The organism is Streptomyces venezuelae, assembly GCF_008642355.1.
Classification (GTDB): domain Bacteria; phylum Actinomycetota; class Actinomycetes; order Streptomycetales; family Streptomycetaceae; genus Streptomyces; species Streptomyces venezuelae_B.
Window position 1 is genome coordinate 4,627,782 of the sequence record NZ_CP029193.1, and the last position, 24,611, is coordinate 4,652,392.

General features: G+C 71.3%; 24 protein-coding genes. 12 read left to right on the forward strand and 12 right to left on the reverse strand.

Going from position 1 to position 24,611, the window contains the following annotated elements:
• Positions 1-223: 223 nt before the first annotated feature.
• The 6 genes from DEJ47_RS21480 (at position 224) to DEJ47_RS21505 (ending at position 7,300) form a co-directional block, all read left to right on the forward strand.
• Entirely contained in the window at positions 224-979 is a 756-nt protein-coding gene (locus DEJ47_RS21480) for a redox-sensing transcriptional repressor Rex (protein WP_150170720.1), read from the forward strand.
• Positions 976-2,502 carry a glutamyl-tRNA reductase gene (locus DEJ47_RS21485; protein WP_150170722.1) on the forward strand — a complete coding sequence of 509 codons (1,527 nt, stop codon included), beginning with the start codon at positions 976-978 and terminating at the stop codon, positions 2,500-2,502. Before DEJ47_RS21480 ends, DEJ47_RS21485 begins: the two co-directional genes overlap by 4 nt.
• Entirely contained in the window at positions 2,499-3,458 is a 960-nt protein-coding gene (gene hemC, locus DEJ47_RS21490) for a hydroxymethylbilane synthase (RefSeq protein WP_150170724.1), read from the forward strand. The genes DEJ47_RS21485 and hemC overlap by 4 nt, the downstream gene beginning before the upstream one ends.
• Positions 3,455-5,110, forward strand: coding sequence for a uroporphyrinogen-III synthase (locus DEJ47_RS21495; protein ID WP_150170726.1), 1,656 nt, complete (start codon positions 3,455-3,457; stop codon positions 5,108-5,110). Before hemC ends, DEJ47_RS21495 begins: the two co-directional genes overlap by 4 nt.
• Positions 5,111-5,237: 127 nt before the next feature.
• Positions 5,238-6,227 (forward strand): porphobilinogen synthase, encoded by a 990-nt coding sequence (gene hemB, locus DEJ47_RS21500; RefSeq protein ID WP_150175775.1) that lies wholly within the window; start codon positions 5,238-5,240, stop codon positions 6,225-6,227.
• A gap of 92 nt (positions 6,228-6,319) precedes the next feature.
• Entirely contained in the window at positions 6,320-7,300 is a 981-nt protein-coding gene (locus DEJ47_RS21505; protein WP_150170728.1) for a zinc-binding dehydrogenase, read from the forward strand.
• A gap of 19 nt (positions 7,301-7,319) precedes the next feature.
• On the opposite strand, the gene DEJ47_RS21510 is transcribed toward DEJ47_RS21505, so the two are convergent.
• From DEJ47_RS21510 to DEJ47_RS21520, 3 genes are all read right to left on the reverse strand, one after another.
• Complete coding sequence (locus DEJ47_RS21510) at positions 7,320-8,204, reverse strand: NAD(P)-dependent oxidoreductase (RefSeq protein ID WP_223828439.1); 885 nt, start codon at positions 8,202-8,204, stop codon at positions 7,320-7,322.
• A gap of 151 nt (positions 8,205-8,355) precedes the next feature.
• Positions 8,356-8,829, reverse strand: a complete 474-nt coding sequence (locus tag DEJ47_RS21515; RefSeq protein WP_150170730.1) for a carboxymuconolactone decarboxylase family protein — start codon at positions 8,827-8,829, stop codon at positions 8,356-8,358.
• Between the two features lie 109 nt (positions 8,830-8,938).
• A complete protein-coding gene (locus tag DEJ47_RS21520) occupies positions 8,939-9,160 on the reverse strand; it encodes a hypothetical protein (protein WP_150170732.1) in 222 nt (73 codons plus the stop codon).
• A gap of 185 nt (positions 9,161-9,345) precedes the next feature.
• On the opposite strand from DEJ47_RS21520, the gene DEJ47_RS21525 reads away from it, so the two are divergent.
• On the forward strand, positions 9,346-10,641 hold the full coding sequence (locus tag DEJ47_RS21525) for a helix-turn-helix domain-containing protein (RefSeq protein WP_150170734.1): 1,296 nt from the start codon (positions 9,346-9,348) through the stop codon (positions 10,639-10,641).
• 99 nt (positions 10,642-10,740) lie between these two features.
• A complete protein-coding gene (locus tag DEJ47_RS21530) occupies positions 10,741-11,973 on the forward strand; it encodes a PLP-dependent aminotransferase family protein (RefSeq protein WP_150170736.1) in 1,233 nt (410 codons plus the stop codon).
• On the opposite strand, the gene argS is transcribed toward DEJ47_RS21530, so the two are convergent.
• Positions 11,951-13,711 (reverse strand): arginine--tRNA ligase, encoded by a 1,761-nt coding sequence (argS, locus tag DEJ47_RS21535; RefSeq protein WP_150170738.1) that lies wholly within the window; start codon positions 13,709-13,711, stop codon positions 11,951-11,953. The two genes, DEJ47_RS21530 and argS, sit on opposite strands and share 23 nt — an antisense overlap.
• A gap of 156 nt (positions 13,712-13,867) precedes the next feature.
• Between argS and lysS the strand changes: the two genes are divergently transcribed.
• Together lysS and DEJ47_RS21545 are read left to right on the forward strand one after the other, a co-directional pair.
• The gene (gene lysS / locus DEJ47_RS21540) at positions 13,868-15,676 is read left to right on the forward strand and encodes a lysine--tRNA ligase (RefSeq protein ID WP_150170740.1); all 1,809 of its coding nucleotides are present in this window, start codon (positions 13,868-13,870) and stop codon (positions 15,674-15,676) included.
• Positions 15,677-15,773: 97 nt separating this feature from the next.
• Positions 15,774-15,983 carry a hypothetical protein gene (locus DEJ47_RS21545; RefSeq protein ID WP_150170742.1) on the forward strand — a complete coding sequence of 70 codons (210 nt, stop codon included), beginning with the start codon at positions 15,774-15,776 and terminating at the stop codon, positions 15,981-15,983.
• Positions 15,984-16,022: 39 nt separating this feature from the next.
• Here the strand turns inward: DEJ47_RS21545 and DEJ47_RS21550 are convergent, their stop codons facing one another.
• From DEJ47_RS21550 to DEJ47_RS21560, 3 genes are all read right to left on the reverse strand, one after another.
• Positions 16,023-17,375 (reverse strand): DUF2637 domain-containing protein, encoded by a 1,353-nt coding sequence (locus tag DEJ47_RS21550; protein ID WP_150170745.1) that lies wholly within the window; start codon positions 17,373-17,375, stop codon positions 16,023-16,025.
• Positions 17,376-17,614: 239 nt separating this feature from the next.
• On the reverse strand, positions 17,615-18,538 hold the full coding sequence (locus DEJ47_RS21555; RefSeq protein ID WP_150170747.1) for a DUF3558 family protein: 924 nt from the start codon (positions 18,536-18,538) through the stop codon (positions 17,615-17,617).
• 144 nt (positions 18,539-18,682) lie between these two features.
• Positions 18,683-19,579, reverse strand: coding sequence for a DUF3558 domain-containing protein (locus tag DEJ47_RS21560; protein ID WP_317850828.1), 897 nt, complete (start codon positions 19,577-19,579; stop codon positions 18,683-18,685).
• Between the two features lie 180 nt (positions 19,580-19,759).
• Here DEJ47_RS21560 and DEJ47_RS21565 point away from each other — a divergent pair, with 180 nt between their 5' ends.
• Entirely contained in the window at positions 19,760-20,953 is a 1,194-nt protein-coding gene (locus tag DEJ47_RS21565; protein WP_150170749.1) for an RtcB family protein, read from the forward strand.
• Between the two features lie 26 nt (positions 20,954-20,979).
• Here DEJ47_RS21565 and DEJ47_RS21570 read toward each other — a convergent pair whose 3' ends face one another.
• The 5 genes from DEJ47_RS21570 to DEJ47_RS21590 form a co-directional block, all read right to left on the reverse strand.
• On the reverse strand, positions 20,980-21,189 hold the full coding sequence (locus DEJ47_RS21570) for a hypothetical protein (RefSeq protein ID WP_150170751.1): 210 nt from the start codon (positions 21,187-21,189) through the stop codon (positions 20,980-20,982).
• A gap of 2 nt (positions 21,190-21,191) precedes the next feature.
• Positions 21,192-21,959, reverse strand: a complete 768-nt coding sequence (locus DEJ47_RS21575; RefSeq protein WP_150170753.1) for an SDR family NAD(P)-dependent oxidoreductase — start codon at positions 21,957-21,959, stop codon at positions 21,192-21,194.
• 60 nt (positions 21,960-22,019) lie between these two features.
• Positions 22,020-22,355, reverse strand: a complete 336-nt coding sequence (locus DEJ47_RS21580; protein ID WP_150170755.1) for a YnfA family protein — start codon at positions 22,353-22,355, stop codon at positions 22,020-22,022.
• Positions 22,356-22,447: 92 nt separating this feature from the next.
• A complete protein-coding gene (locus tag DEJ47_RS21585) occupies positions 22,448-22,972 on the reverse strand; it encodes a GNAT family N-acetyltransferase (protein WP_150170757.1) in 525 nt (174 codons plus the stop codon).
• A gap of 46 nt (positions 22,973-23,018) precedes the next feature.
• Positions 23,019-23,864 carry a helix-turn-helix domain-containing protein gene (locus DEJ47_RS21590; RefSeq protein WP_150170759.1) on the reverse strand — a complete coding sequence of 282 codons (846 nt, stop codon included), beginning with the start codon at positions 23,862-23,864 and terminating at the stop codon, positions 23,019-23,021.
• Between the two features lie 89 nt (positions 23,865-23,953).
• On the opposite strand from DEJ47_RS21590, the gene DEJ47_RS21595 reads away from it, so the two are divergent.
• Entirely contained in the window at positions 23,954-24,598 is a 645-nt protein-coding gene (locus DEJ47_RS21595; protein WP_150170761.1) for a TIGR03086 family metal-binding protein, read from the forward strand.
• Positions 24,599-24,611: the final 13 nt, after the last annotated feature.

Sequence of the window (24,611 nt, forward strand, 5' to 3'; positions counted from 1 at the left end):
ATCGTGAGGAGAGTGTGCGGTTTTGCCCCCATCAAATGAGCAACGATGCCGTCCGTGCGCCGGTTCCACGATCGCGCGCCGGGAGCGCGTGACCCCGGTCACGTTGGCCGGGCAAATCGGACACCATCTTTGTGCACGCGTTCACAAAGACATAGCCTGCATTCGACGGGGCGGTCTGGGGACGAGTGACCGCCTGCAGCCCCGCTCTACCCGCAGGAGCACCGTGGCAACTGGCCGAACTCACCGACCGGCGACCCGCAGCCGAGGGATTCCCGAGGCCACCGTCGCCAGGCTTCCGCTGTACCTCCGAGCCCTCACCGCACTGTCGGAGCGCTCGGTGCCCACGGTCTCCTCCGAGGAGCTCGCGGCCGCCGCGGGAGTCAACTCCGCGAAGCTGCGCAAGGACTTCTCGTACCTGGGCTCCTACGGGACGCGCGGCGTCGGCTACGACGTCGAGTATCTCGTCTACCAGATCTCCCGTGAACTCGGTCTGACCCAGGACTGGCCGGTTGTCATCGTCGGCATCGGCAACCTCGGCGCCGCGCTCGCCAATTACGGCGGGTTCGCCTCGCGCGGGTTCCGTGTCGCCGCGCTCATCGACGCCGACCCCGCGATGGCGGGCACCCCGGTCGCCGGCATGCCGGTGCAGCACACCGACGAGCTCGAGAAGATCATCAGCGACAACGGCGTCTCGATCGGCGTGATCTCGACCCCCGCCGGCGCGGCCCAGCAGGTCTGCGAGCGGCTCGTCGCCGCCGGTGTGACCTCCATCCTGAACTTCGCGCCGACGGTCCTTTCCGTGCCGGACGGCGTCGACGTGCGCAAGGTCGACCTCTCCATCGAGCTGCAGATCCTCGCCTTCCACGAGCAGCGCAAGGCCGGTGAGGACGCCGCCCCCGAGGGGCCCGTCCCGCCCGTCTCCGCCAAGCAGCAGCGCAAGGGACCCGACGGGGACGTCCCCGCCGTGATGCCGGCATGAGTCTCCTGGTCGTGGGGCTGAGTCACCGAAGCGCCCCGGTGAGCGTCCTGGAGCGCGCCGCGCTGTCCGTCGACGCGCAGGCCAAGCTCCTGCAGGACACCCTGGCCGCCGAGCCCGCCACCGAGGCGGCCGTGCTCGCCACCTGCAACCGCATCGAGCTCTACGCCGACGTGGACAAGTTCCACGCGGGCGTCGCCGAGCTGTCCACGCTGCTCGCGCAGCACAGCGGCGTCGGCCTGGAGGAGCTCACCCCTTATCTCTACGTCCACTACGAGGACCGTGCCGTCCACCACCTCTTCTCGGTGGCGTGCGGACTCGACTCGATGGTCGTCGGCGAGGGCCAGATCCTCGGCCAGATAAAGGACGCCCTGGCGCGCTCGCAGGAGCTGCACACCGCGGGCAAGCTCCTCAACGACCTGTTCCAGCAGGCCCTGCGGGTCGGCAAGCGCGCGCACTCCGAGACCGGCATCGACCGGGCCGGGCAGTCGCTCGTGACCTTCGGCCTGGAGCAGCTCGCCGCGGGCGCGCCCGTGGAGGCCTGGGCCGAGGGCAAGCGGGCGCTGGTGATCGGCGCCGGATCGATGTCCTCGCTGGCCGCGGCGACGCTCGCGCGCGCGGGCGTCCGCGAGCTGGTCATCGCCAACCGCACCGAGGAGCGGGCCCGGCGCCTCGCGGAGATCCTCGCGGACTCCGGCACCGAGGCCCTGGCACGCGCCGTCCCCATGGCCGACGTGTCCGACGAACTGACACGTGCCGACGTCGTCGTCTCCTGCACCGGCGCGACCGGACTCGTCCTCACGGCCGAGGCCGTCGCCGCCGCCGTGGGCCGTGCGACCCCGCCGCCGGCCGTGCGTGACACCCTCGCGCCCTCCGCCGACCAGGCCGGCACCACCGGAGGCGACGCCACCGGGTTCGAACAGCACGCCGCGTGGCTGGAGAACGCGCAGGGCGAGGGGCCGGCGCCGGCCGCCGCGCGCGACGGCGACGCCGCCGACGGGCGTACGGCGTCACTCGCGCTCCTCGACCTCGCCATGCCGCGCGACATCGACGCCGCGGTCCACCGCATCGACGGGGTGCGGCTCGTCGACATCGAGTCGCTCGCCGAGGCGTCCGCGGACGCCCCGATGGCCGACGACGTGGAGAAGGTCCGCGGCATCGTCTCCGACGAGGTCGCCGCCTTCGGTGCCGCCCAGCGCGCCGCGCACATCACACCGACCGTGGTCGCCCTGCGCACCATGGCCGCCGACGTGGTGGCCGGTGAGATGGCGCGGCTCGAAGGACGCCTGCCCGGCCTGGAGGACAAGCAACGCGCGGAGATCACGCAGACCGTCCGGCGCGTCGTCGACAAGCTGCTCCACGCACCCACGGTGCGGGTCAAGCAGCTGGCGAGCGAGCCCGGCGGCGCCGGATACGCGGACGCCCTGCGCACGCTCTTCGACCTCGACCCGCAGACGGTCGCGGCGGTCAGCAGGGCCGACCACATGAACAACGAGAACGACGACCCGAATAGAGGCCGGGCATGACCGAGAGGGCCTATCGACTCGGGACCAGGCGCAGCAAGCTGGCCATGACCCAGTCCGGCCACGTGGCCGAGGCTGTCCAGAGGCTGACGGGGCGACCCGTCGAGCTCGTGGAGATCACGACGTACGGCGACACCTCGCGCGAGCACCTCGCGCAGATCGGTGGCACCGGCGTCTTCGTCGCCGCGCTGCGCGAGGCGCTGGCCAGTGGCGAGGTCGACTTCGCCGTCCACTCGCTCAAGGACCTGCCCACCGCGCAGCCCGCCGAGCTGACCCTCGCCGCCGTGCCGGTCCGCGAGGACCCGCGCGACGCGCTGGTGGCGCGCGACGGTCTGACGTTCGCGGAGCTGCCCGACGGCGCTCGCGTGGGCACCGGTTCGCCGCGCCGCATGGCGCAGCTGAACGCCTACGCGCGCAACCACGGCATGTCCATCAAGACCGTGCCGATCCGCGGGAACGTCGACACCCGCATCGGATACGTGCACAAGGGTGAGCTCGACGCCGTCGTCCTCGCCGCCGCCGGACTCAACCGCGTCGGCCGGGCCGACGAGGTGACCGAGCTCCTGTCGGTCGACACCGTTCTGCCCGCCCCCGGCCAGGGGGCACTGGCGGTCGAGTGCGCCGCGCACAACGCGTCACTCGCCGCCGCGCTCGCCGAGCTCGACGACCCGTACACCCGGGCCGCCGTGACCGCCGAGCGGTCCCTGCTCGCCGCCCTGGAAGCCGGCTGCAGCGCGCCCGTGGGCGCGCTGGCCGACCTCTTGGCCGACGGGCAGATTGTCAAGGAAATGCGCCTGCGCGGCGTCGTCGGTACGACCGACGGCTCGTCGCTGGTGCAGCTGTCCACCACCGGTCCCGTGCCCGAGACGGAGACCCAAGCCATGGCGCTGGGCCGCGAACTCGCGGCCGAGATGCTCGCCAAGGGCGCGGCCGGTCTGATGGGGGAGCGAGCACTTTGAGCCCCACCTCGAACCTTCCCGGCCTTCCCGCACACGGGCACGTCACCTTCCTCGGTGCCGGACCCGGAGATCCGGGACTGCTGACCCTCCGCGCCGTCGAGGCGCTGGCCCGAGCGGATGTGCTGATCGCCGAGCCGGATGTGCTCGACGTCGTCCGCGTGCACGCCAGGGGAGGTGTGGACACACCCCAGCCTGCGGCTGACGACGCGTCAATGACCGCCGACGCGACGCCGTTCCGAGCTGCGGCCAATCTTGTCATGGAGGCCGCGAGAGGCGGCAGGCGGGTCGTGCGTGCGGTGAGCGGCGACCCCGGCCTCGACACGTACGCGGCCGAGGAGATGCTCGCCTGCGCCTCCGCCGGCATCCCCTTCGAGGTGGTGCCCGGCATCGCGGCCGCCGTCGGTGTGCCCGCGTACGCGGGTGTGCCGCTGCGGGACGCGCAGGGCACGGACGTCCGCTTCGTCGACGCCCGTACCGCCTCCGACCGCTGCTGGAGCGAGGTCGGCGTGTCCGACGGGACCGTCGTCGTCTCGACGGCCCTGGACTCCGTGGCCGCGGCCGCCGGTGAGCTGGTCGCCGCGGGCCGCAAGCCGGACACCCCGATGACGGTGACCGTCGCCGGTACGACGACGCGCCAGCGCACCTGGACCGCGACGCTCGGCACCATCGCGCAGGTCCTCAAGCAGGCGAAGGTGCTGCCCTCGCCGGACGGCGGCCGGCCCGTCATAGCCGTGGTCGGCGAGTGTTCGGCCCCCGCCCAGCGCGACCAGCTGTCGTGGTTCGAGTCGAAGCCGCTCTTCGGGTGGCGCGTCCTCGTGCCGCGTACGAAGGAGCAGGCGGCCTCGCTCTCCGACCAGCTGCGGTCCTACGGCGCCGTGCCCCACGAGGTCCCGACCATCGCGGTCGAGCCGCCGCGCACGCCCCAGCAGATGGAGCGCGCGGTCAAGGGCCTGGTCACCGGGCGGTACGAGTGGATCGCCTTCACCTCCGTCAACGCCGTCAAGGCGGTGCGGGAGAAGTTCGAGGAGTACGGGCTCGACGCGCGTGCCTTCGCCGGGATCAAGGTCGCGGCCGTCGGTGAGCAGACCGCCGCGGCGTTGGTCGCCTTCGGCGTGAAGCCTGATCTGGTGCCGAGCGGTGAGCAGTCGGCCGCGGGGCTCCTGGAGGACTGGCCGCCGTACGACCCGGTCTTCGACCCGATCGACCGGGTGTTCCTGCCGCGGGCCGACATCGCCACGGAGACGCTGGTCGCCGGGCTCATCGACCTCGGGTGGGAGGTCGACGACGTCACCGCCTACCGGACGGTGCGGGCGTCGCCGCCGCCGGCGGACACGCGTGAGGCGATCAAGGGCGGTGGGTTCGACGCGGTGCTCTTCACCTCGTCGTCCACGGTGCGGAATCTTGTCGGCATCGCCGGGAAGCCGCACAACGTCACGGTCATCGCCTGCATCGGGCCCGCGACGGCGAAGACCGCGGAGGAGCACGGGCTGCGGGTGGATGTGATGGCTCCGGAGCCGTCGGTCCACAAACTGGCCGAGGCCCTTGCGGAGTTCGGTACGGCGCGGCGTGCGGCGGCGCTGGACGCGGGCGACCCTGTCACGCGGCCCAGTGAGCGTCGGCCCGGTTCGCGTCGGAGGCGTACGGCACCCTGAGCGGTCCGGCACCGTTGATCACCGGCTTCGCCGAGTTCGTCCTCAAACGCCGGACGGGCTGAATTTCCCTGGTCCCGGCTGAGAACTTTCAGTCGGGACCAGAACCTTTCGTGAGGTGAGAGAGACAGTGACCAAGTACGGATCGTTTCCCGGGGCGCGGCCGCGGCGGTTGCGGACCACGCCCGCCATGCGGCGCATGGTCGCCGAGACGCGACTGCATCCGGCCGATCTGATCCTGCCCGCGTTCGTGCGCGAGGGGATCAGTGACCCCGTGGAGATCGGGGCCATGCCCGGGGTCTTCCAGCACACCCGCGACAGCCTGAAGAAGGCCGCCGTCGAGGCGCTGGAGGCCGGGGTCGCCGGGATCATGCTGTTCGGTGTGCCGGAGGAGTCGAAGAAGGACGCTCTGGGCACGGCGGGCACCGACCCGGACGGGATTCTGCAGGTCGCGCTCCGCGACGTGCGCGACGAGGTCGGCGACGACCTCATCGTCATGTCGGACCTGTGCCTGGACGAGACCACCGACCACGGGCACTGCGGTGTCCAGGACGACCAGGGGCGCGTGGACAACGACGCGACCCTGGAGCGGTACGCGGAGATGGCGCAGGTGCAGGCCGACGCGGGCGCCCACGTGGTGGGCCCGAGCGGCATGATGGACGGTCAGATCGGCGTCATCCGTGACGCGTTGGACCAGGTCGGCCACGAGGACGTCTCCATCCTCGCGTACACCGCGAAGTACTCCTCCGCCTTCTACGGCCCGTTCAGGGAGGCCGTCGGGTCGTCCCTGAAGGGGGACCGCAAGACCTACCAGCAGGACCCGGCGAACACCCGCGAGTCCCTGCGGGAGCTGGCCCTCGACCTCGAAGAGGGCGCCGACATGGTGATGGTGAAGCCTGCCGGCCCCTACCTCGACATCCTCGCCCGCATCTCCGACGCGGTCGACGTGCCGGTGGCGGCGTACCAGATCAGTGGCGAGTACGCGATGATCGAGGCCGCCGCCGAGCGGGGCTGGATCGAGCGGGACAGGGCGATCATGGAGTCCCTGACGGGGATCAAGCGCGCGGGCGCCAACATGATCCTCACGTACTGGGCGACCGAGGTCGCGCGCCAGCTCTGAGATCCGCGGCCGGACGACCTTGACCTCAAGTTGGGTTGAGGTCGGAGGGTGGTGTGCATCGACGTACGTTTCCACGTTCCGAGGAGCACACCATGCGCGCTGTCGTCCTGCACGAGTTCGGACCCGCCGAGAACCTGCGGTACGAGACCCTGCCCGACCCCGTCGCGGGGCCGGGCCAGGTGCGGATCGCCGTGCGGGCGGCGGGAGTTCACTTCGTCGAGACCGTCATGCGCCGGGGCGAGGCGTCCGACATGGCGCCACCCCTGCCCGACCTGCCCGCGGTCTTCGGCGGTGAGGTCGCGGGGACGGTGGAGGCCGTGGGGCCCGGCGTCGACGCCGCGTGGCTCGGGCGTTCCGTCGTCGTCCCGCGCGCGGTCCCCGGCGGGTACGCCGAACTGGCCGTCGCCGACGTCGGGCAGGCGCATCCCGTCCCCGACGGGCTCGGCTTCGAGGCCGCGGTGACCATGGTGATGACCGGGGCCACGACCATGGGGCTGCTCGGTGTCGCCCGACTCCGGTCCGACGACGTGGTGCTGGTGACCTCCGCCGCCGGGGGCGTGGGGCGGCTGGTCGTGCAGTACGCGCGCTCCCTCGGGGCCACGGTCGTCGGCGCGGCGGGCGGGCCCGTCAAGGTCGACGCCGTACGTGCGCTCGGCGCCGACATCGCCGTCGACTACGACCGGCCCGGCTGGGAGCGCGATGTCGCCGAGCGTCTCGGCGGCGGGCGGCGCGTCACCGCCGTGCTCGACGGGGTGAGCGGGGAGAAGGGTGCCGCCGCGTTCGAACTGATCGCCGACGGCGGGCGGTACGTCGTCATCGGCTGGTCGTCGCAGGACGCCTTCGAACCCGACCCGAAGGTGCTCGCGGAGCGGGGCATCACCTTCACCAACGCGCTGCTGCACCTGCTCGAGAACCCCGGCGACGGCCCGGCGCACGAGCGCCGCGCCCTGGAGGCCGCCGCGAAGGGGGAGTTGGTGCCCGCGGTCCAGACGTTCCCGCTGGAGCGGGCGGCCGAGGCGCACGCCGCCATCGAGCGGCGGGAGACGACGGGGAAGGTGGTGCTGGTTCCGTAGCTGTGCCGCCCCCCCCGAGTCAGTCCTTCTCGAGCAGCAGCGTCAGGCGCGAGAGGCCGTCGGCGCCGTGGCCCCGCTCCACCGCGCGGTCGAGGAGGTCCTGGAGCGGCTCGAACAGCTCCGTGCGCAGGCCCTGTTCGGCGAACGCGCGCGTGAAGTTGGGGAACGCCGCCTTGTTCATGGCGAGGTTGGACACGTCCGTGAGGTGCCGGCCGGAGTCCAGCGCCTCGGCACCGCCCGCCACCAGGCCCCGCGTCATCGCGACGATCCAGCCGGTCAGGAGCGGCGCGAACTCGCGGGCCGGGATGCCCTCGCTGCGGATCAGCGCGTTCGCCTGCGCGACGCCCATCACCATGCCGTACATGCCGGTGAGCAGCGACAGGTCGTAGAGGGCGGCGAGGCCGGGGTCCTTGCCGACCCACTTCGTGTCGGCCAGCGCGGCCAGCGTCGGGCGGTGCACCTCGAAGGCGGCCTCGTCGGTGCCGCTGTAGAGGATGTACGCGCCGGGCGTCGCGATCATCTGCGGGACGGCCATGATGCCGCCGTCGATGTACGTGACGCCGTGCGCCGCCGCCCAGTCGGCCAACTCCCGTGCCTGGCCCGGCGTGCCGTTCGTGAGGTTCACGACGGTGCGGCCGGTGAGGGCGTCGGCCTCGGGTTCGAGCAGGGCGCGTACGTCGTCGTTGGTCGTGAGGCAGACGATGACCGGGCCGCCCGCCGTGACGGCGTCCCGCGCGGTCGCGGCGGGGGTGGCGCCCTGGGCCACGAGCGGACCGGTCCTGGACTCCGTCCGGTTCCATACGGTCGTCGGGTGCCCGGCCTTGATCAGGGCCGCGGCGAGGGCGGTGCCCATCAGGCCGAGGCCCAGGACGGAGACGGGGCTGTGCGCAGGGGTGTCGGGCACGGGGGAGCTCCTTCGAGGCGTCCCGTCGGACGTTCCTCCGGGTACGTGATCGATCCTCGTTCGGCTCCACAGGCCGGACAAGTACCGACTTTTTTGTGCGGTACTCACCAAAAGGTGCGTGAGCCGGCCGGAGCTCCCCGTGCCGGGCGGGTCAGCCGAACTGGCCGACCTGGTAGTCACCGGCGGGCTGCTGCACGATGACGTTCAGGCGGTTGTAGCTGTTGATGAGGGCGATCAGCATCGTCAGGCCGGTGAGCTGCTCCTCGTCGAAGTGCTTGGCGGCGTTGGCCCAGACCTCGTCCGATACGCCGCCCGCCGCGTCGGCGATGCGCGTGCCCTCCTCCGTCAGCTCCAGGGCGGCGCGCTCGGCGTCGGTGAAGACCTTGGCCTCGCGCCACGCGGCGACCAGGTGCAGGCGTGTCGCGTTCTCCCCGGCGGCGATCGCCTCCTTGGTGTGCATGTCGAGGCAGAAGCCGCAGCCGTTGATCTGGCTCGCGCGGATCTTGACCAGTTCCTGCGTGGTGGCCGGCAGCCCCGTGTCCGAGACGACCTTGCCGACCGCGGTGAGGTGCTTCAGGGCCTTGCCTGCGGACGGGCTGGCGAAGACGTTCAAACGGGCTTCCATGATGTGCTCCTGTGCCGTTGGCCGGTGATTCTCGGTGGTACACAGTGAGGACGGACGAGCCCGGCCGGAATGTGACAAGAGCGGATGTGACCTGCGTCTCCCCCTCCTCTCAGCGGCTCGGGGAAACCGGATGCGGTGCGGTGCGCCGGTTGGAGCACGGGAGCGGAACCGTGCTGTGCTGGTCCGTCGTCCGCGCCACGAGCCTCGCCGCGCCCTCGTCCCGGATGCCGGTTCCGTCGGTGCAGGCCGTCAGGGAGAGGGCGCCGAGGGCCAGGGCCGTGACCGTGACGCTGCGGACAACGGGGGCGATCCGGGAACCGGTGAGGGGCATGGCTGGTCCTTACTGTGTGCCGGATGCGGAGTGCTTGGATGAGCTGGAGGGCACAGCTTGTGCCGTGGCGGTCCCTGGACGCCACGGCTGTGGGGGAGTTGGGGACGCCGGAACGTCCGTACCGGCTCTGAACTGGGGGAACGACATCCCCTTGGAATGCGTGAATGGAATGGTGGAGGGCGGAGATGGCGACTCTCGCGGAGCTGCTGCGGGAGCTCAAGGACCGGTCCGGGCTCAGTTACGGAGTGCTGGCCAAGCGGCTCCACATGAGCACGTCGACGTTGCACCGGTACTGCAACGGGGACGCCGTGCCGACCGAGTTCGCTCCCGTGGAGCGGTTCGCCCGCCTCTGCAAGGCGTCCCCGGACGAGCTCGTCGAAGTCCACCGGCGGTGGATCCTCGCGGACGCGGCGCGCGGCAGGAAGGCGGAACCGGAACGCGCCGAACCCGCGCCGGCACGGCCTGAACCCGCGCAGACGCCCCCCGGACCAGGACGGGAAAACCCCGACGCCGAGGCCGAGTCGGTCACCGACCGGCCGCGGCGCTCCCCGGCCCACAGGCGGCGCCCCCTCATCCTGGCGGCAGCCGTCGCCGCGGTCGTCGGCATCAGCTCCGTCGCCCTCGCCATGAACGGCGACAGCGACAGCGGCAAGAAGCGGGACACCGGCGCGGCGGCCTCGCCCCGCCCCGGCGACTCGCCCGACGCCGCCCCCACCGGCAAGGACAGGAAGAAGGGCGACGACCAGAAGAAGGACGACGACGAGAAGGAGGACGGCGCCTCCGCGTCGCCTTCCAGGAGCGGCGGCCCCGATCACAAGACCACCCGTGGCCCCGGCAAGGGTCCGGCCTCCGCGGGCGGCAACAGCGGCAGCACCTTCGACGTACCCGTGACGGTGCGCACGAGGCCGTACGCCATGGACGACCCCTGCATGCAGGACTTCCTCGTGAACCGCAAGGCCTCCGAGGTGCCGGAGCAGCCCGCCGTGCAGGACGCGGCAGGCTGGGTCGGCGACCTGGGCGCCGTCCCGGCGGGCCGGCAGCTCATCGAGGTCACCGTGCAGGGCACGGGCGACGAGACCGTCGTCCTGCAGGACATGAACGTCCGGGTGCAGAGCACCAGCGCGCCGCTGGCCTGGAACAACTTCCAGATGGCGACCGGCTGCGGCGGCGACGTCGACCCCAAGTCCTTCTCCATCGACCTCGACGACGGGTCGCCGCAGGTCAAACCCCAGTCGGGGCAGCGCGACTTCCCGTACAAGGTCAGCGAGAAGGACCCCGAGGTCTTCTTCATCATCGCCAACACCGATCTGCACGACGTGCGGTGGTACCTGGAGCTGGAGTGGTCCAGCGGCAAGCGGCACGACTCCCTGCGCATCGACGACCAGAGCAAGCCGTTCCGCACCAGCGGCAAGAAGGGGCGCCCCACCTACGGCTGGCCGCCCGGTTCCGACAAATGGTCCAGGCAGCTGCAGGACGGCTGACCGGCAACGGCCGGGTCCGCATCCCGGAATGGCGTGTGTAGCCCGCACGTACGTGCTTAGGGTGCGGGCACAGCCGCCAGAGCCGAAGGAGCCGTCGCCGTGACCGTCACCGAGCCCTCCCGCACCGCAGCCCCCCTGCCGCCGCTCGCCGCGCGCGCCGCGGCCGTCGGGGGCTCGCCGGTACGGGACATCCTCGCGGTCACCGCGCGGCCCGAGGTCATCAACTTCGCGGGCGGCCTGCCCGCCCCCGGCCTCTTCGACGGCGAAGGCATCGCGGCGGCGTTCCGCGCGGTCCTCGAAGAGACGCCCGAGCGAGCACTCCAGTACGCGACGACCGAGGGCGAGCCCGCCCTGCGTACCGCCATAGCCGCCCGTACGACCGTCCGGGGGCTGCCAACCGGAGCCGACGACGTGCTCGTCACCACCGGATCGCAGCAGGCGCTCTCGCTCCTCGCCACCGCGCTCGTCGAGCCCGGCGACACCGTCCTCGTCGAGAACCCCTGCTACCTCGCGGCCCTCCAGGCCTTCGCGTTCGCCGGCGCCCGCGTGGTGCCCGTGCCGTGCGACGAAGCGGGCATCGACCCCGCCGCCCTCGAAGACCTCGTCGCCCTGCACCGCCCCAAGCTCCTGTACACCGTCCCCACCTTCCAGAACCCGACGGGACGCACCCTGCCCGCCGACCGGCGCGCCGCCATCGCCCGCGTCGCGGAACGGCTCGGACTGTGGATCGTCGAGGACGACCCGTACGGCGAGCTGCGCTTCGAGGGGGAGCGGGTGCCGTGGATCGCCACGTACCCCGGCGCCGGGGACCGGACCGTGCTCCTGTCCAGCTTCTCCAAGGTCATGGCGCCCGGCCTGCGGCTCGGCTGGCTGCGCGCCCCCGCCGGGCTCCTGCGCGCCTGCGCCGTCGCCAAGCAGGCCGCGGACCTGCACACCCCCACCGTCAACCAGCTCGCCGCGGCCCGCTACCTGGCCGACCGGGACCTGGACGCGCACGTCGCGCACGTGGCCGGTGTCTACCGCGAGCGGCGCGACGCGATGCTCGCGGGCCTCGCGGACGCGCTCCCCGAGGGGTCCTCCTGGATCCGTCCCGAAGGCGGCATGTTCGTGTGGGCGAAGCTCCCCGACGGATACGACACGACGGAGCTGCTGCGGACGGTCATCACGCACGACGTGGCCTATGTGCCGGGCGCGCCGTTCTTCGCCGGGGAACCGGACCGGTCGACCCTGCGCATGTGCTTCGTGACGCAGTCCCCCGACGAGATCGCCGAGGGACTGCGCAGGCTCGGAGCCGCGCTCCGCGGCGGGCTCAGAGGCGCTCGGGCGTCCTGATGCCGAGCAGCGCCATGCCCTGGTGCAGCGTGCGGGCCGTGATGTCGCACAGGAACAGACGGTTCTCGACCTGCGCCGGGGTGTCCGCCTTCAGGACCGGGCACTTGTCGTAGAACGACGTGTACAACGACGCCAGCTGGTACAGGTACGCGGCCAGCTTGTGCGGCGCGTACTCCGCGGCGGCCTCCGCGACCGTGTCGCCGAACGCGTCCAGGTGCAGACCCAACGCCCGCTCGGCCGGGGCGAGTTCGAGCTCCGGATGCGCGGCGGGACGCGCGCTGTCGCCCGCCTTGCGCAGGATCGACTTGATGCGCGCGTACGCGTACTGGAGGTAGACCGACGTGTCGCCGTTCAGGGAGACCATCTGGTCGAGGTCGAACTTGTAGTCGCGGTTCGCCGACGTCGACAGGTCCGCGTACTTCACGGCGCCGATGCCGACCTGGAACGCCCGCTCCTGGATCTCCTCCTCGGTGAGGTCGCGCGCCTTCTCCCGCACCACCTCGGCGGCGCGCTGCACCGCCTCGTCGAGGAGGTCCTGCAGGCGCACCGTCTCGCCCTCACGGGTCTTGAACGGCTTGCCGTCCGCGCCGAGCACCGTGCCGTAGCCCATGTTGTGCGCGGTGACGTCGTCGTTCAGCCAGCCCATCCGGCGGGCCGCCTCGAAGACCATCTTGAAGTGCAGCGACTGGCGTACGTCCACCACGTACAGCAGCGTCGACGCGTTCAGGCCCAGGACGCGGTCACGGATCGCGGAGAGGTCCGACGCCGCGTACCCGAAGCCGCCGTCCGCCTTCTGCACGATCAGCGGGACCGGCTGGTCGTCCTTGCCGCGGATCTCGTCGAAGAACACGACGAGCGCGCCCTCGGAGCGGACGGCCACGCCCGACTCCTCCAGGAGACGGGCGGTCTCCGGCATCATGTCGTTGTACGCGGACTCGCCGACGATCTCGTCGTCGCGGACCTCCATGTCCAGCTTCTCGAAGACCGAGTAGAAGTAGACCTTCGACTCGTCGACGAACCGCTGCCACAGCTCCAGCGTCTCCTTGTCGCCGGACTGCAGGGCGACGACCCGCTTGCGGGCCCGCTCCTTGAAGTCCTCGTCCGTGTCGAAGACGGCACGCGACGCCTTGTAGATCCGGTTCAGGTTCGACATGGCCTGCTCGCCGTCGACCTCGTCGGCCGGGGCCAGCTCGCCCGGGTTCTCGATGAGGTACTGGATGAGCATGCCGAACTGGGTGCCCCAGTCGCCGATGTGGTGGCGGCCGATCGTCTTCTCGCCCGTGAAGTCCAGCATGTGGCGCAGCGCGTCGCCGATGACGGCGGAGCGCAGGTGGCCGACGTGCATCTCCTTCGCCACGTTCGGCTGCGCGTAGTCGATCACCGTCGTGCCCGCGTGCGGGTTCAGCGGCACGCCGAGCCGGTCGCCGTCCGCGGCGCGGGCCGCGAGCGTCTCCGTGATCGCCTTGTCGGTGACCGTGACGTTCAGGAACCCGGGGCCCGACACCTCGACGTCGGCCAGCAGCTCGCCGTGCGTGATCCGCTCGACGACCTGCGCGGCCAGCTCACGCGGGTTCGCCTTGGCCTTCTTCGCGAGTGCCAGGATGCCGTTGGCCTGGAAGTCCGCCCGGTCGCTACGTCGCAGCAGCGGGTCGGCGGCGCCGGCCTCCGGCAGGGCAGCCGAGAGGGCGTCCGCGAGGCGCTGGTGGACGGAGGCGGTGAGGGACGTGACCGAGGCCATGAATGGGTGCCGTTCTGCTCGGGTGCCTGGGTGTGCTGAAGCTACGGAAACCGAGTATCCCACGCGGTGAAAAGCGGTTTTCGCGGTTAGGGGGCGACCTGGGAGAATGGCTCCGTCAAGCGGTACTCGCGTAGAAGAAACACGTAGAAGAAAGGCGTGCCGATCGTGGCTCAGAGCACCGATACCACCGACTGGGTCTCCCGCTATGCGGATGAGGTCATCGCCGAGTCGGAGCGTCGTGCCGCGGGCGCGAAACAGGACGGCACGGACGGTACGGACGGCACGGAAGGCGCCGCCGCGCCCGTGGTCGTCGTCGCCTCCGGACTCTCCCCCTCGGGCCCGATCCACCTCGGCAACCTCCGCGAGGTCATGACCCCGCACCTGGTCGCCGACGAGATCCGCCGCCGCGGATACCAGGTCAGGCACCTGATCTCCTGGGACGACTACGACCGGTACCGCAAGGTCCCGGCCGGCGTCCCCGGCATCGACGAGTCCTGGGCCGAGCACATCGGCAAGCCGCTGACGTCCGTCCCGGCGCCCGCGGGCTCCGCGTACCCGAACTGGGCCGAGCACTTCAAGGCCGCGATGACCGCGTCCCTGGACGAGCTCGGCGTCGAGTACGACGGGATCAGCCAGACCGAGCAGTACACCTCCGGTGCCTACCGCGAGCAGATTCTGCACGCCATGAAGCACCGCGGCGACATCGACGCGATCCTCGACCAGTACCGCACCAAGAAGGACCCCGCCAAGGCCGGCAAGGGCAAGCAGCAGCAGAAGCCCGTCGACGAGGCCGAGCTGGAGGCCGCCGAGGGGTCCGGCGCGGCCTCCGAGGACGACGGCAGCGGCGGCACCGGCGGGTACTACCCGTACAAGCCGTACTGCGGCCAGTGCGAGAAGGACCTGACGACCGTCGTCTCCTACGACGACGAGACCACCGAGCTCGTCTACACCTGCACGGCGTGCGGCTTCGGCGAGACGGTCCTGCTGAGCGAGTTCAACCGCGGCAAGCTGGTCTGGAAGGTCGACTGGCCGATGCGCTGGGCGTACGAGGGCGTCGTCTTCGAGCCGTCCGGCGTCGACCACTCGTCCCCGGGCTCCTCCTTCGTCGTCGGCGGCCAGATCGTCCGCCAGATCTTCGACGGCGTGCAGCCCATCGGCCCCATGTACGCCTTCGTGGGCATCTCGGGCATGGCCAAGATGTCGTCCTCCAAGGGCGGCGTGCCCACCCCGGCCGACGCCCTGAAGATCATGGAGGCGCCGCTGCTGCGCTGGCTGTACGCGCGCCGCAAGCCCAACCAGTCCTTCAAGATCGCCTTCGACCAGGAGATCCAGCGGCTCTACGACGAGTGGGACAAGCTGGAGGCGAAGGTCGCCGACGGCTCCGCGCTGCCCGCGGACGCCGCAGCCCACTCGCGGGCCGTCCGCACGGCCGCCGGCGAGCTGCCGCGCACCCCGCGCCCCCTGCCGTACCGCACGCTGGCCTCCGTCGCCGACATCACCGCCGGCGCCGAGGACCAGACGCTGCGCATCCTGCGGGACCTGGACCCCTCCGACCCGATCACGTCCCTCGACGAGACCCGGCCGCGCCTCGACCGCGCCGAGAACTGGATCACCACCCAGGTCCCGGCCGAGGCCCGCACCATCGTCCGCTCCGAGCCGGACACGGAGCTGCTGGCCTCCCTGGACGACGCGGGCCGCGAATCGCTGAGGCTGCTTCTCGAGGGCCTCGACTCGCACTGGTCCCTGGACGGCCTCACCCACCTCGTCTACGGCGTGCCGAAGGTGCAGGCGGGCTTCTCCGCGGACGCGACGGCGAAGGAGCTCCCGGCGGAGATCAAGGTCGCCCAGCGCTCCTTCTTCGCCCTGCTCTACCGCCTCCTGGTCACCCGCGAGACCGGTCCGCGCCTGCCCACGCTGCTCCTCGCGGTCGGCGCGGACCGCGTGCGCAAGCTGCTGGCCGCGTAGGACCGCTCGCGGGCGGCGCCCGCTGCATCCTTCGGACTACCTCCGGTTCGGCCGGAGGCAGGACGTGAACGGCCGATTCCCGGCCGATGGTGGACGTATGAAAGAAATCATCGCCATCGTCGGCTGGGTCGTCGGCATCCAGGGAGCACTCGGCGTCGCGGGACGGACCTTCGGGGACGAGCCCTGGGGGATGCTGAAGAAGTGGTGGGACGTGCCCACGCCCCTCTACGCCGCGCTCATCGTGGTGGGCGTGGCCCTCGCGGTCTACGGCGAGACGGCGAAGAAAAGGCGGAAGGCACGGGCCTGAGCCCGCGCCTTCCGCCTGCCCGCGCTCTCCGCCGGGTGACTACGCGATGTGGTCTTCCATCAGTTCGTTCTCCAGGCGGGCCGTGAAGCGGTCCATGTAGTTGTTCAGCTCACGGGACTGGAGACGCAGACCGAACGCCGCCTCCGCGTTCGCCGCGAACGCGCCCGGAGTCGGCATGCCCTCGCCCTCTATCGAGTGCCGGAACACCTGGTACAGGTCCTCGTCGGTGGGGGCCGGGGCGGGGGCCGGACCCTGGACCGGGGCCTGGTCCTGGGCCGGGCCCTGGAAGGGGAGTTGGGGCTGCTGTTCGGCGCCGTCGCCGAGGGGCCGGGTGCCGCCCGCGCCGTTCGGGACGGGGAACGGCTGCTGTTCCTCCTGGGCGTGGGGCGGTCCGTCGGGCGCCTGCTGCCGCTCCTGCTCCGCGTACCACTCGTCGTACGGGGCCACGGGGGCGTACGACGCGTTGTGCGCCGCGAACCAGGGGCTCGCGTGGTTCGCGATCGGGAGGGCTTCCTCCGGGGGCGCGGACTGCTCCGGCTCCGGCTCCGGGTCCGGGTCCGACTGGGGCGGCTGGGCGGGGGACGGGGCGGGTGCCTGCTCGGGCTCCGGGGCCGCGGTGAGCTGGGGGTGCTGCGGTGACTCCGCCTCGGGCGCCTTGGTCATCGAGACCTGCGAGACCTGCGAGGTCTGCGGGGCGGGCGGGAGCAGGACCGGGTCGATGCCCGCCGCCGCCAGGCCCGCCGGGGCCGTCTCGGCGAGCGGAACGCCGTACCGGGCCAGACGCAGCGGCATCAGGGACTCCACCGGCGCCTTGCGGCGCCAGCCGCGGCCGAAACGGGCCTGGAGGCGCGCCTGGTAGACGAGGCGCTCCTGTTCGAGCTTGATGACCTGCTCGTACGACCGCAGTTCCCACAGCTTCATGCGGCGCCACAGCTTGAACGTGGGGACGGGGGAGAGCAGCCAGCGCGTCAGACGCACGCCCTCCATGTGCTTGTCGGCGGTGATGTCCGCGATCCGGCCCACCGCGTGCCGCGCCGCCTCGACGGCCACGACGAACAGCACAGGGATCACCGCGTGCATGCCCACGCCCAGCGGGTCGGGCCAGGCCGCCGCCGCGTTGAACGCGATCGTCGCCGCCGTCAGCAGCCACGCCGTCTGGCGCAGCAGCGGGAAGGGGATGCGGAGCCAGGTCAGCAGGAGGTCCAGGGCGAGCAGCACGCAGATGCCCGCGTCGACGCCGATGGGGAAGACCACCGAGAAGTCGCCGAACCCCTTCTCCTCGGCGAGCTCGCGCACGGCCGCGTACGACCCCGCGAAGCCGATCCCGGCGATGACGACCGCTCCGGCGACGACCACTCCGATGAGTATCCGGTGCGTGCGTGTCAGCTGCATCGCGGCCACCCGCGAACCCCTCCCTGTGCAAGACCGTGTGTCGGCTTGAATCGGCTTGTGACGGCTGGTGGCGCCGTGCGGCGCCGTAGTGCGAGCGACAGCCTGGCACATACGTGCGGAACGCTGTGTGCCGGTAGGTGTGCGGGGGCGTGTGCCGGTACGCCGGGAGCCCGGCCCGTGAGGGGCCGGGCTCCGTCAACCCGCCTGTTGACAGCGGGTGTTGGGCATGTGCGGGAGCGTCAGGACTTGCTGCTGCCGCTCTTCTTCTTGGCGTCGGAGTCGTCGGCCGTGGAGTCGTCGGACGTGGCGTCGTCCGACTTCTTGTCATCGGACTTCGCGTCCTCGGAGTTCTTGTCGTCCGACTTCTTGTCGTCCGTCTTCGGCTTCTCGCTCGCGCCCGACGACGCCTTGCCGCCGCCCCCGTTGGCCGCGACGACCGCGTCGGCGGCCTCCTTCGCGGCCTTCTGCGCGTCCTTGCCCAGCTTGCCCGCGTCCGGGGTCTTGTCGCCCGCGAGGCCCGCACCGTTGAAGTCGACGGTGATGACCGCGTTCTCCACGCGCGTCACGAACGTCTGCTGCTTGAAGGTGTCCTTGTCCTTCTTCAGGTCGTACCGCACGAGCGTCGCCTGCTCGCCGACACCCTGCACCGGCTCCGCCTTGACGTTCTTCGCGTCCTTCGTCGCCTGCGCGTCGGCGACCTGCTTCGCGAAGCTGTCCTGCGCGCGCTTGGCGCCACTGCCCAGCGACGCGTCCGACTCGAAACGCATCAGCGAGACGCGCAGCCAGCGGAACTGCGAACCGTCCACGCCGTTGTTGTCGAGGCTGTCCCAGGAGCAGCTGCCGCGCAGCGCAGTGTCGCTGGACGTGCCGGCCTTGCCGGACTTGTCCTTCGCCTGCGGCACGAGGTCCTCGAGCGTCTTCTTCGACAGGACGTCGCAGGGCTCGGGAAGCTTGGCGTACGCGGCCTTCTCCACGCTCTCGGACTCGTCGCCGGACTTGGCCGACGCGGAGGCCTTGGCGCCCGAGTCCTTCTTCGACGCGTCGGATCCGGAGTCGGAGCCGGAGTCGGAGGAGCAGCCGGCGACGAGGATCACCGGTACGGCGGCCGCGCAGACGAGGAGGCGGCTGCGGAGCTGTCGCTTTCGCTGTGCAGGTCGGTGCATGGTTCCTTCACTCTGTTCGTCTCGTGACGTCCAGTTCGTCTCGTGACGTCGTCGGGTCCGAGGGGCCACGGTACGCGCATGGGACGGCGGACGACTCCGCTTCAGGGGAGCGGGGGCCCCGCCCTTGCCCGCCCCGGCCGCTCCCTACTCGTCGAACTCGCCGGCCAGGCTGTCGGCCAGGTCCTGCGCTTTGTCCTGCATTTCCTTGCTGTCGGGGACATCCGTGCGACGGCCGGGCTGCTCGTCGTACTCGATGGTCACGATGACGTTCGACGTGCGGAACACCACAGTCACGGTGCGGTGACGGGAGGCGGAGGTGGCGGTGGTGAGGACGTCGTCGAGGAACGCCTCGTCGCCGAGGTCGGAGAGGGTGCGGGGCTCCAGGCCGGGGGGCGGGGTCGCGGGCTCGGAGGAGGCGGTGCCGTCGAGGAAGCGGGCGTTCTTGCCGCCCTGCGGCTTGGCACCGGCCTTCTCACCCTCACCCTTGTCGTCCTTGTCGTCCTTGTCCGGGCTCTCACTCGCGCCGCCCTTGGTGCTCTCTGTGCTCTTCGGGCTCTCTGTGCCCTCCGTGGGCGCGTCGGACGGGCGGGAGAGGCCCGCCTCGCGCAGCTTCGTGGCGTAGACCTCCGCGGCGCGCGCGTCGTCGCTGACCGAGCCGTCGTACGACACGACGCGCTCGAAGTCGATGAGCAGGTGGTGCGAGGCGCCGGTCGACTCGATCTTCCAGTTGCAGCCCACACGGCGGTCCGTGTCGTACGTCACCGTCGGCGTGCCCTCGTACGCCTTCTCGCGCTGCTCGGGGTCCGTCATCTCCGGGATGCCGGGCAGCATCGAGTCGAGGGTGTCCTCGTCGACCTCGCCACAGGGCTCCGGGAGGGTGCGGTACTTGCCGGGCTGCGCCGGGGCGTTCGCGCTTCCGCTGTCGCCCGGCTTGGAGTCGTCGCTCCCGTCATCGCTGCCGGACCCGCCGCTGCAGCCGGTCAGCACGACCGCGAGGAGCGCGGCGACGCCCGGTACACAGGCCTTGGCCTTCAGCTGCACCGTATGGCTCCTCTCGCCTGGCTCTGCCTGGTTAATGGGTTGCCGCTGGTGGGCGGCCGGTGGACACAATGTGTATCGCACGCGCTGCCGTGGACGCCGGTCCGTCACCCCTTTCGTTGACCTTGGCGCCGGTATTTGCGCTTCTAGGCTTGTAGTTGTTTACGGGGGAATGAGGACGATATGTCGTATGTAGAGGTTCCCGGGGCGAAGGTTCCGATACGGATGTGGACGGATCCGGCCACGGTCGAGGACTCGGCGATGCGCCAGCTCCAGAACGTGGCCACGCTGCCGTGGATCAAGGGCCTGGCGGTCATGCCGGACGTCCACTACGGCAAGGGCGCGACGGTCGGCTCGGTGATCGCCATGCGTGGCGCGGTGTGCCCGGCGGCGGTCGGCGTGGACATCGGCTGCGGCATGTCGGCGGTCAAGACGTCCCTGACCGCGAACGATCTTCCCGGTGACCTCTCGCGGCTGCGGTCGAAGATCGAGCAGGCGATTCCGGTGGGGCGGGGCATGCACGAGGACCCCGTGGGGCCGGGGCGCTTCCATGGGATGGCCACGGCTGGGTGGGACGACTTCTGGGGGCGGTTCGACGGGATCGCCGAAACGGTCAAGTTTCGTCATGAGCGTGCGTCGAAGCAGATGGGAACGCTCGGCGGAGGAAACCACTTCATCGAATTCTGCCTGGATGAGTCAGGTTCGGTCTGGCTGATGTTGCACTCCGGCTCCCGCAACATCGGCAAGGAGCTCGCCGACCACCACATCGGGGTGGCGCAGGGGCTCGCCCACAACCAGGGCCTTGTCGATCGGGACCTCGCGGTCTTCATTGCGGACACCCCGCAGATGGCGGCGTACCGTACCGACCTGTTCTGGGCCCAGGAGTACGCGAAGAAGAACCGCGCGATCATGATGGCGCTCTTCAAGGACGTGGTCCGCAAGGAGTTCAAGAAGGCCAGGCCGACGTTCGAGCAGGAGATCTCCTGCCACCACAACTACGTCAGCGAGGAGTGCTACGAAGGGATGGACCTGCTGGTCACCCGGAAGGGCGCGATCCGTGCCGGCAGCGGGGACTACGGCATCATCCCGGGCTCCATGGGCACCGGCTCGTACATCGTGAAGGGTCTCGGCAACGAGGCGTCCTACAACTCGGCCTCGCACGGCGCGGGCCGCCGGATGAGCCGGGGCGCGGCGAAGCGCCGCTTCTCGACGAAGGACCTGGAGGAGCAGACGCGGGGCGTCGAGTGCCGCAAGGACTCAGGCGTCGTGGACGAGATCCCGGGCGCGTACAAGCCGATCGAGCAGGTCATCGACCAGCAGCGGGACCTCGTCCAGGTCGTGGCGAAGCTGAAGCAGGTCGTCTGCGTGAAGGGCTGAGGTTCACGCGGAGCGTCCGCCGTCCGTCACTTCGCGTGGGTGACCGCGTAGATCATGATGAACGCGACGATGTGGATGCCGAAGAGGAAGTACGCCAGGTACCACCACACCAGGCGTTCGTTCTTCGCCTCTGCGGCGAGCGAGCGGGCCTCGTGTTCGTGGGTGAGGCGTTCCAGGGGGTCGGAGGAGTCCGCGGAGTACGCGGGGCGGCCGGGGTCGTCGCCGGGAAGGCGCATCGTCAGGACTCCCTGTGGACCTTGCTGTTGGAGGCCTGGGCGCGGGGGCGGACCACCAGAAGGTCGATGTTGACGTGCGGAGGCCGTGTGACCGCCCACGTGATCGTGTCCGCCACGTCGTCCGCGGTGAGCGGCTCGGCGACGCCCGCGTAGACCTTCGCGGCCTTGTCGGCGTCGCCGCCGAAGCGGGTCAGGGCGAACTCGTCCGTCTTGACCATGCCGGGGGCGACCTCGATGACGCGGACCGGCGTGCCGACGATCTCCAGGCGGAGGGTCTCGGCGAGTACGTGCTCGGCGTGCTTCGCGGCCACGTAGCCGCCGCCCCCCTCATACGTGCCGTGCCCGGCGGTCGACGACAGGACGACCACCGTGCCGTCGCCGCTCGCGGTGAGGGCGGGCAGGAGGGCCTGGGTGACGTTGAGCGTGCCGATGACGTTCGTCTCGTACATCTGGCGCCAGTCCGCCGGGTCGCTGCTCGCCACGGGGTCCGCGCCCAACGCGCCGCCCGCGTTGTTCACCAGGACCGCGATCTTGCGGAACGCGGTGGCGAACTCGTCCACGGCCGCGCGGTCGGTGACGTCGAGGGCGTACGCGACCGCGTCGTGTCCGGCGTCGGTCAGCTCGGCGGCGAGCGCCTCGATGCGGTCCTTGCGGCGCGCGGTGAGGACGACGCGGTAGCCCGCGGCGGCGAGGCCGCGGGCGGTGGCGGCGCCGATACCGCTGCTCGCGCCGGTGACGATCGCGATGCGGGTGGCTGCGGCGGCGGTCATGGGCGCTCCTCGGGCGGGCAGGCAGTCAGGCAGGTGGTTCGGTCAGGATATGCGTGCGATTCAGCGGCCCCGCGGCGCGTACATGATCACGGCCATGCCCGCGAGGCAGATCAGCGCCCCCGCGACGTCCCACCGGTCGGGCCGGTAGCCGTCCGCGGCCATGCCCCAGGCGATCGAGCCCGCGACGAAGATTCCGCCGTACGCGGCGAGGATGCGGCCGAACTCGGCGTCGGGCTGCAGCGTGGCCACGAAGCCGTAGACGCCGAGCGCGAGCACGCCCGCGCCGATCCACGCCCAGCCCTTGTGCTCCCGCACGCCCTGCCAGACGAGCCAGGCGCCGCCGATCTCGAAGAGTGCGGCCAGGACGAAGAGTGCGGCGGAGCGTGCGATGAGCATGGTCGACAGGGTGGCAGAGCGTACGCGCGTACGTGCGGTCGTACGAGCGGTGTCCGACGCGCGGGACGAGGGTGTGGGGCCACGTGCCGGTGTCAGCGGTCCGTGTCCGTGCTCAGCGTGACGCGCCAGTCGTTGCACGCGTGCCAGTTCCCCTTCGGGTACTCGACCGTCGACTCGCCGCGCAGCGTGAAGCCTGCCTTGCGGCACACCGCGTTCGACGCGCCGTGGTCCGTCGCAGGGAACGCGTGCAGGTGGGCGTGGCGGCCCGCCCCTCTGGCCTGCTCGATGACGAGCCGCGCCGCGTCCGCCGCGACGCCCATGCCCTGGAACTCGGGCAGGACGCCCCAGCCGGTCTCCCAGACCTGCTCGCCCTGCCAGGTCGTCTCCCAGTACCCGATCGAGCCCGCGGTGTGCCCGTCCACCGCGATGCGGAACATCTGACCCTTGCCGTCGCCGAGCGCGAGGTAGCGGCGGTGGCGGTCCGCGACCTTCTCCTCGGGCTCGGGGCCGCCCAAGTGGGCCGTCATCTCCGGGGTGTTGAGACGGTGGAGGAGCGCCAGGCCGTCGTCCTCGGACCAGGGTTCGAGTCGCAGGTCTCGTGCCGGTGATCGCTTCATGTCCTCACGGTAGGCGGGGGGTCTGACAACGGCCCGCCCCCGGGGCTCAGTGCGGTGCGTACGCCGTCGGCGGGACGCCCACCGTCGTCGTGAAGTCCCGTACGAGGTGGGCCTGGTCGGCGTACCCGAGCGTGGCCGCCAGGTCCGCCCAGTCCACGTCCCGCTCCGACTCGGCCCGTTCCAGGGCCTCGTGGATGCGGTACCGCAGGATGATCCATTTCGGTCCGACGCCGACGTACGCGGAGAACAGCCGTTGCAGCGCCCGCACCGACATGCCCTCCTCGCGCGCGAAAGCGTCCACGCGCCGGATCGAGCGGTCGCCTCGGATGCGGTCGACGAGGGTCGCCGCCAGGTCGGCCTGCGGGTCCCGCGTGGGGGCGAGGTTCAGCAGAAAGGCGTCGAGTGCCGCCACGCGCGCGTGCTCGTCGGCGGGGGAGAGGACCGCTGTCACGGCTTCGGCGGCCTGCTTGACCGTGTGCGGGAACACGTCGTCCAGGGGGAGCCTGTGGCCCGTCAGGTCCGACAGCGGGCGGTCCGGCGCGAACGGGCGGAACCCGCCGGGGCGGAACTGCACCCCGCACACCCGCCCGCGCCCTTCCAGCTTCTGTGTGAAGAGGCTCAGGCCGACGCCGGCGACCTCGCCGAAGGCGGTCTCAAGGGCTTCGGTCGCGTACCGCTGGAAGACGATGTTCACCGACGGGTGCGGGACGACGTGCGTGGCGTAGGGCTCGGGCAGGTCCCAGTCGATCAGCCAGTAGTGCTCCACGTAGGGGTGGAGCGGTGCGGCGGCGGCGTGGCGGCGGAAGCGGACCCTGGAGAGGAGTCCGGACGCGTCCACGATCCCCCGGGTGTCGCGGCGGGGGCCGTCACCGGCTGCGGGGGCGTCTGGCATGGAGGGATGGTAGAGCCCGTGCGGCCCGTCCGCCCGGAGTGTCGCGTTTCTTCAAGCCGCGGGTCCCTCGCCCTTCGTACCGTCGGCGCATGGACACTTCACGCACTCCCACCGCCCCCTCCGATCTCCGGATCAGCGAGCTGCTCGCCCTGGCCGTCGAGCGCGCCGCGCCTGTCGTGCGCGGCCTTCCCGACGACTGTCTCGGCGCGCCCACCCCGTGCGCCGACTACGACGTGCGCGCCCTGGTCAACCACCTCTTCCATGTCGTCGTCCAGTTCCAGGAGCTGGCGGCCAAGCGCGACGCGGACTTCTCCGGGACGCCCGACCACCTGGCGGAACACGGCGACGACTGGCGGGAGCGCCTTCTGGAGGAGGCGGACAAGCTCGTCGGGGCCTGGGGCGAGCCCGGCGCGGACGAGGGCACCACCGGGGCGATGGACATGCCCGCCGGAACCGTCGGCTGCATGGTGCTGCTCGACCTGACCGTGCACGCGTGGGACCTGGCTCGGGCCACCGGGCAGGAGTACGCACAGGGGGACGGGGACGGCGACCCCGTCGTGGTGCGGCTCACCGGCGCCGTCGAGGGCATGGCGCCCATGGCCCGGAAGATGGGCGTCTTCGGAGAGGCCGTCCCGGTGGACGAGGCCCGCACCTCCGCCTTCGAGCGGCTGCTTGCGTCGACGGGGCGCGATCCGTACTGGACGCCCGGCCGGGTGCGGGCGTCTCGGGAATAGCCGGTCCGGGCTC

What these genes read in the sequence shown, in the direction of transcription:
- DEJ47_RS21520 (WP_150170732.1), bottom strand. Translation starts at nt 9,160, where the DNA reads ATGCCCCTCACCGGTTCCCGGATCGCCCCCGTTGTCCGCAGCGTCACG.
- DEJ47_RS21555 (WP_150170747.1), bottom strand. Translation starts at nt 18,538, where the DNA reads ATGCACCGACCTGCACAGCGAAAGCGACAGCTCCGCAGCCGCCTCCTC.
- DEJ47_RS21565 (WP_150170749.1), top strand. Translation starts at nt 19,760, where the DNA reads ATGTCGTATGTAGAGGTTCCCGGGGCGAAGGTTCCGATACGGATGTGG.
- DEJ47_RS21505 (WP_150170728.1), top strand. Translation starts at nt 6,320, where the DNA reads ATGCGCGCTGTCGTCCTGCACGAGTTCGGACCCGCCGAGAACCTGCGG.
- DEJ47_RS21575 (WP_150170753.1), bottom strand. Translation starts at nt 21,959, where the DNA reads ATGACCGCCGCCGCAGCCACCCGCATCGCGATCGTCACCGGCGCGAGC.
- DEJ47_RS21580 (WP_150170755.1), bottom strand. Translation starts at nt 22,355, where the DNA reads ATGCTCATCGCACGCTCCGCCGCACTCTTCGTCCTGGCCGCACTCTTC.
- DEJ47_RS21590 (WP_150170759.1), bottom strand. Translation starts at nt 23,864, where the DNA reads ATGCCAGACGCCCCCGCAGCCGGTGACGGCCCCCGCCGCGACACCCGG.
- DEJ47_RS21515 (WP_150170730.1), bottom strand. Translation starts at nt 8,829, where the DNA reads ATGGAAGCCCGTTTGAACGTCTTCGCCAGCCCGTCCGCAGGCAAGGCC.
- DEJ47_RS21585 (WP_150170757.1), bottom strand. Translation starts at nt 22,972, where the DNA reads ATGAAGCGATCACCGGCACGAGACCTGCGACTCGAACCCTGGTCCGAG.
- DEJ47_RS21545 (WP_150170742.1), top strand. Translation starts at nt 15,774, where the DNA reads ATGAAAGAAATCATCGCCATCGTCGGCTGGGTCGTCGGCATCCAGGGA.
- DEJ47_RS21525 (WP_150170734.1), top strand. Translation starts at nt 9,346, where the DNA reads ATGGCGACTCTCGCGGAGCTGCTGCGGGAGCTCAAGGACCGGTCCGGG.
- DEJ47_RS21595 (WP_150170761.1), top strand. Translation starts at nt 23,954, where the DNA reads ATGGACACTTCACGCACTCCCACCGCCCCCTCCGATCTCCGGATCAGC.
- hemC (WP_150170724.1), top strand. Translation starts at nt 2,499, where the DNA reads ATGACCGAGAGGGCCTATCGACTCGGGACCAGGCGCAGCAAGCTGGCC.
- argS (WP_150170738.1), bottom strand. Translation starts at nt 13,711, where the DNA reads ATGGCCTCGGTCACGTCCCTCACCGCCTCCGTCCACCAGCGCCTCGCG.
- DEJ47_RS21550 (WP_150170745.1), bottom strand. Translation starts at nt 17,375, where the DNA reads ATGCAGCTGACACGCACGCACCGGATACTCATCGGAGTGGTCGTCGCC.
- DEJ47_RS21485 (WP_150170722.1), top strand. Translation starts at nt 976, where the DNA reads ATGAGTCTCCTGGTCGTGGGGCTGAGTCACCGAAGCGCCCCGGTGAGC.
- DEJ47_RS21570 (WP_150170751.1), bottom strand. Translation starts at nt 21,189, where the DNA reads ATGCGCCTTCCCGGCGACGACCCCGGCCGCCCCGCGTACTCCGCGGAC.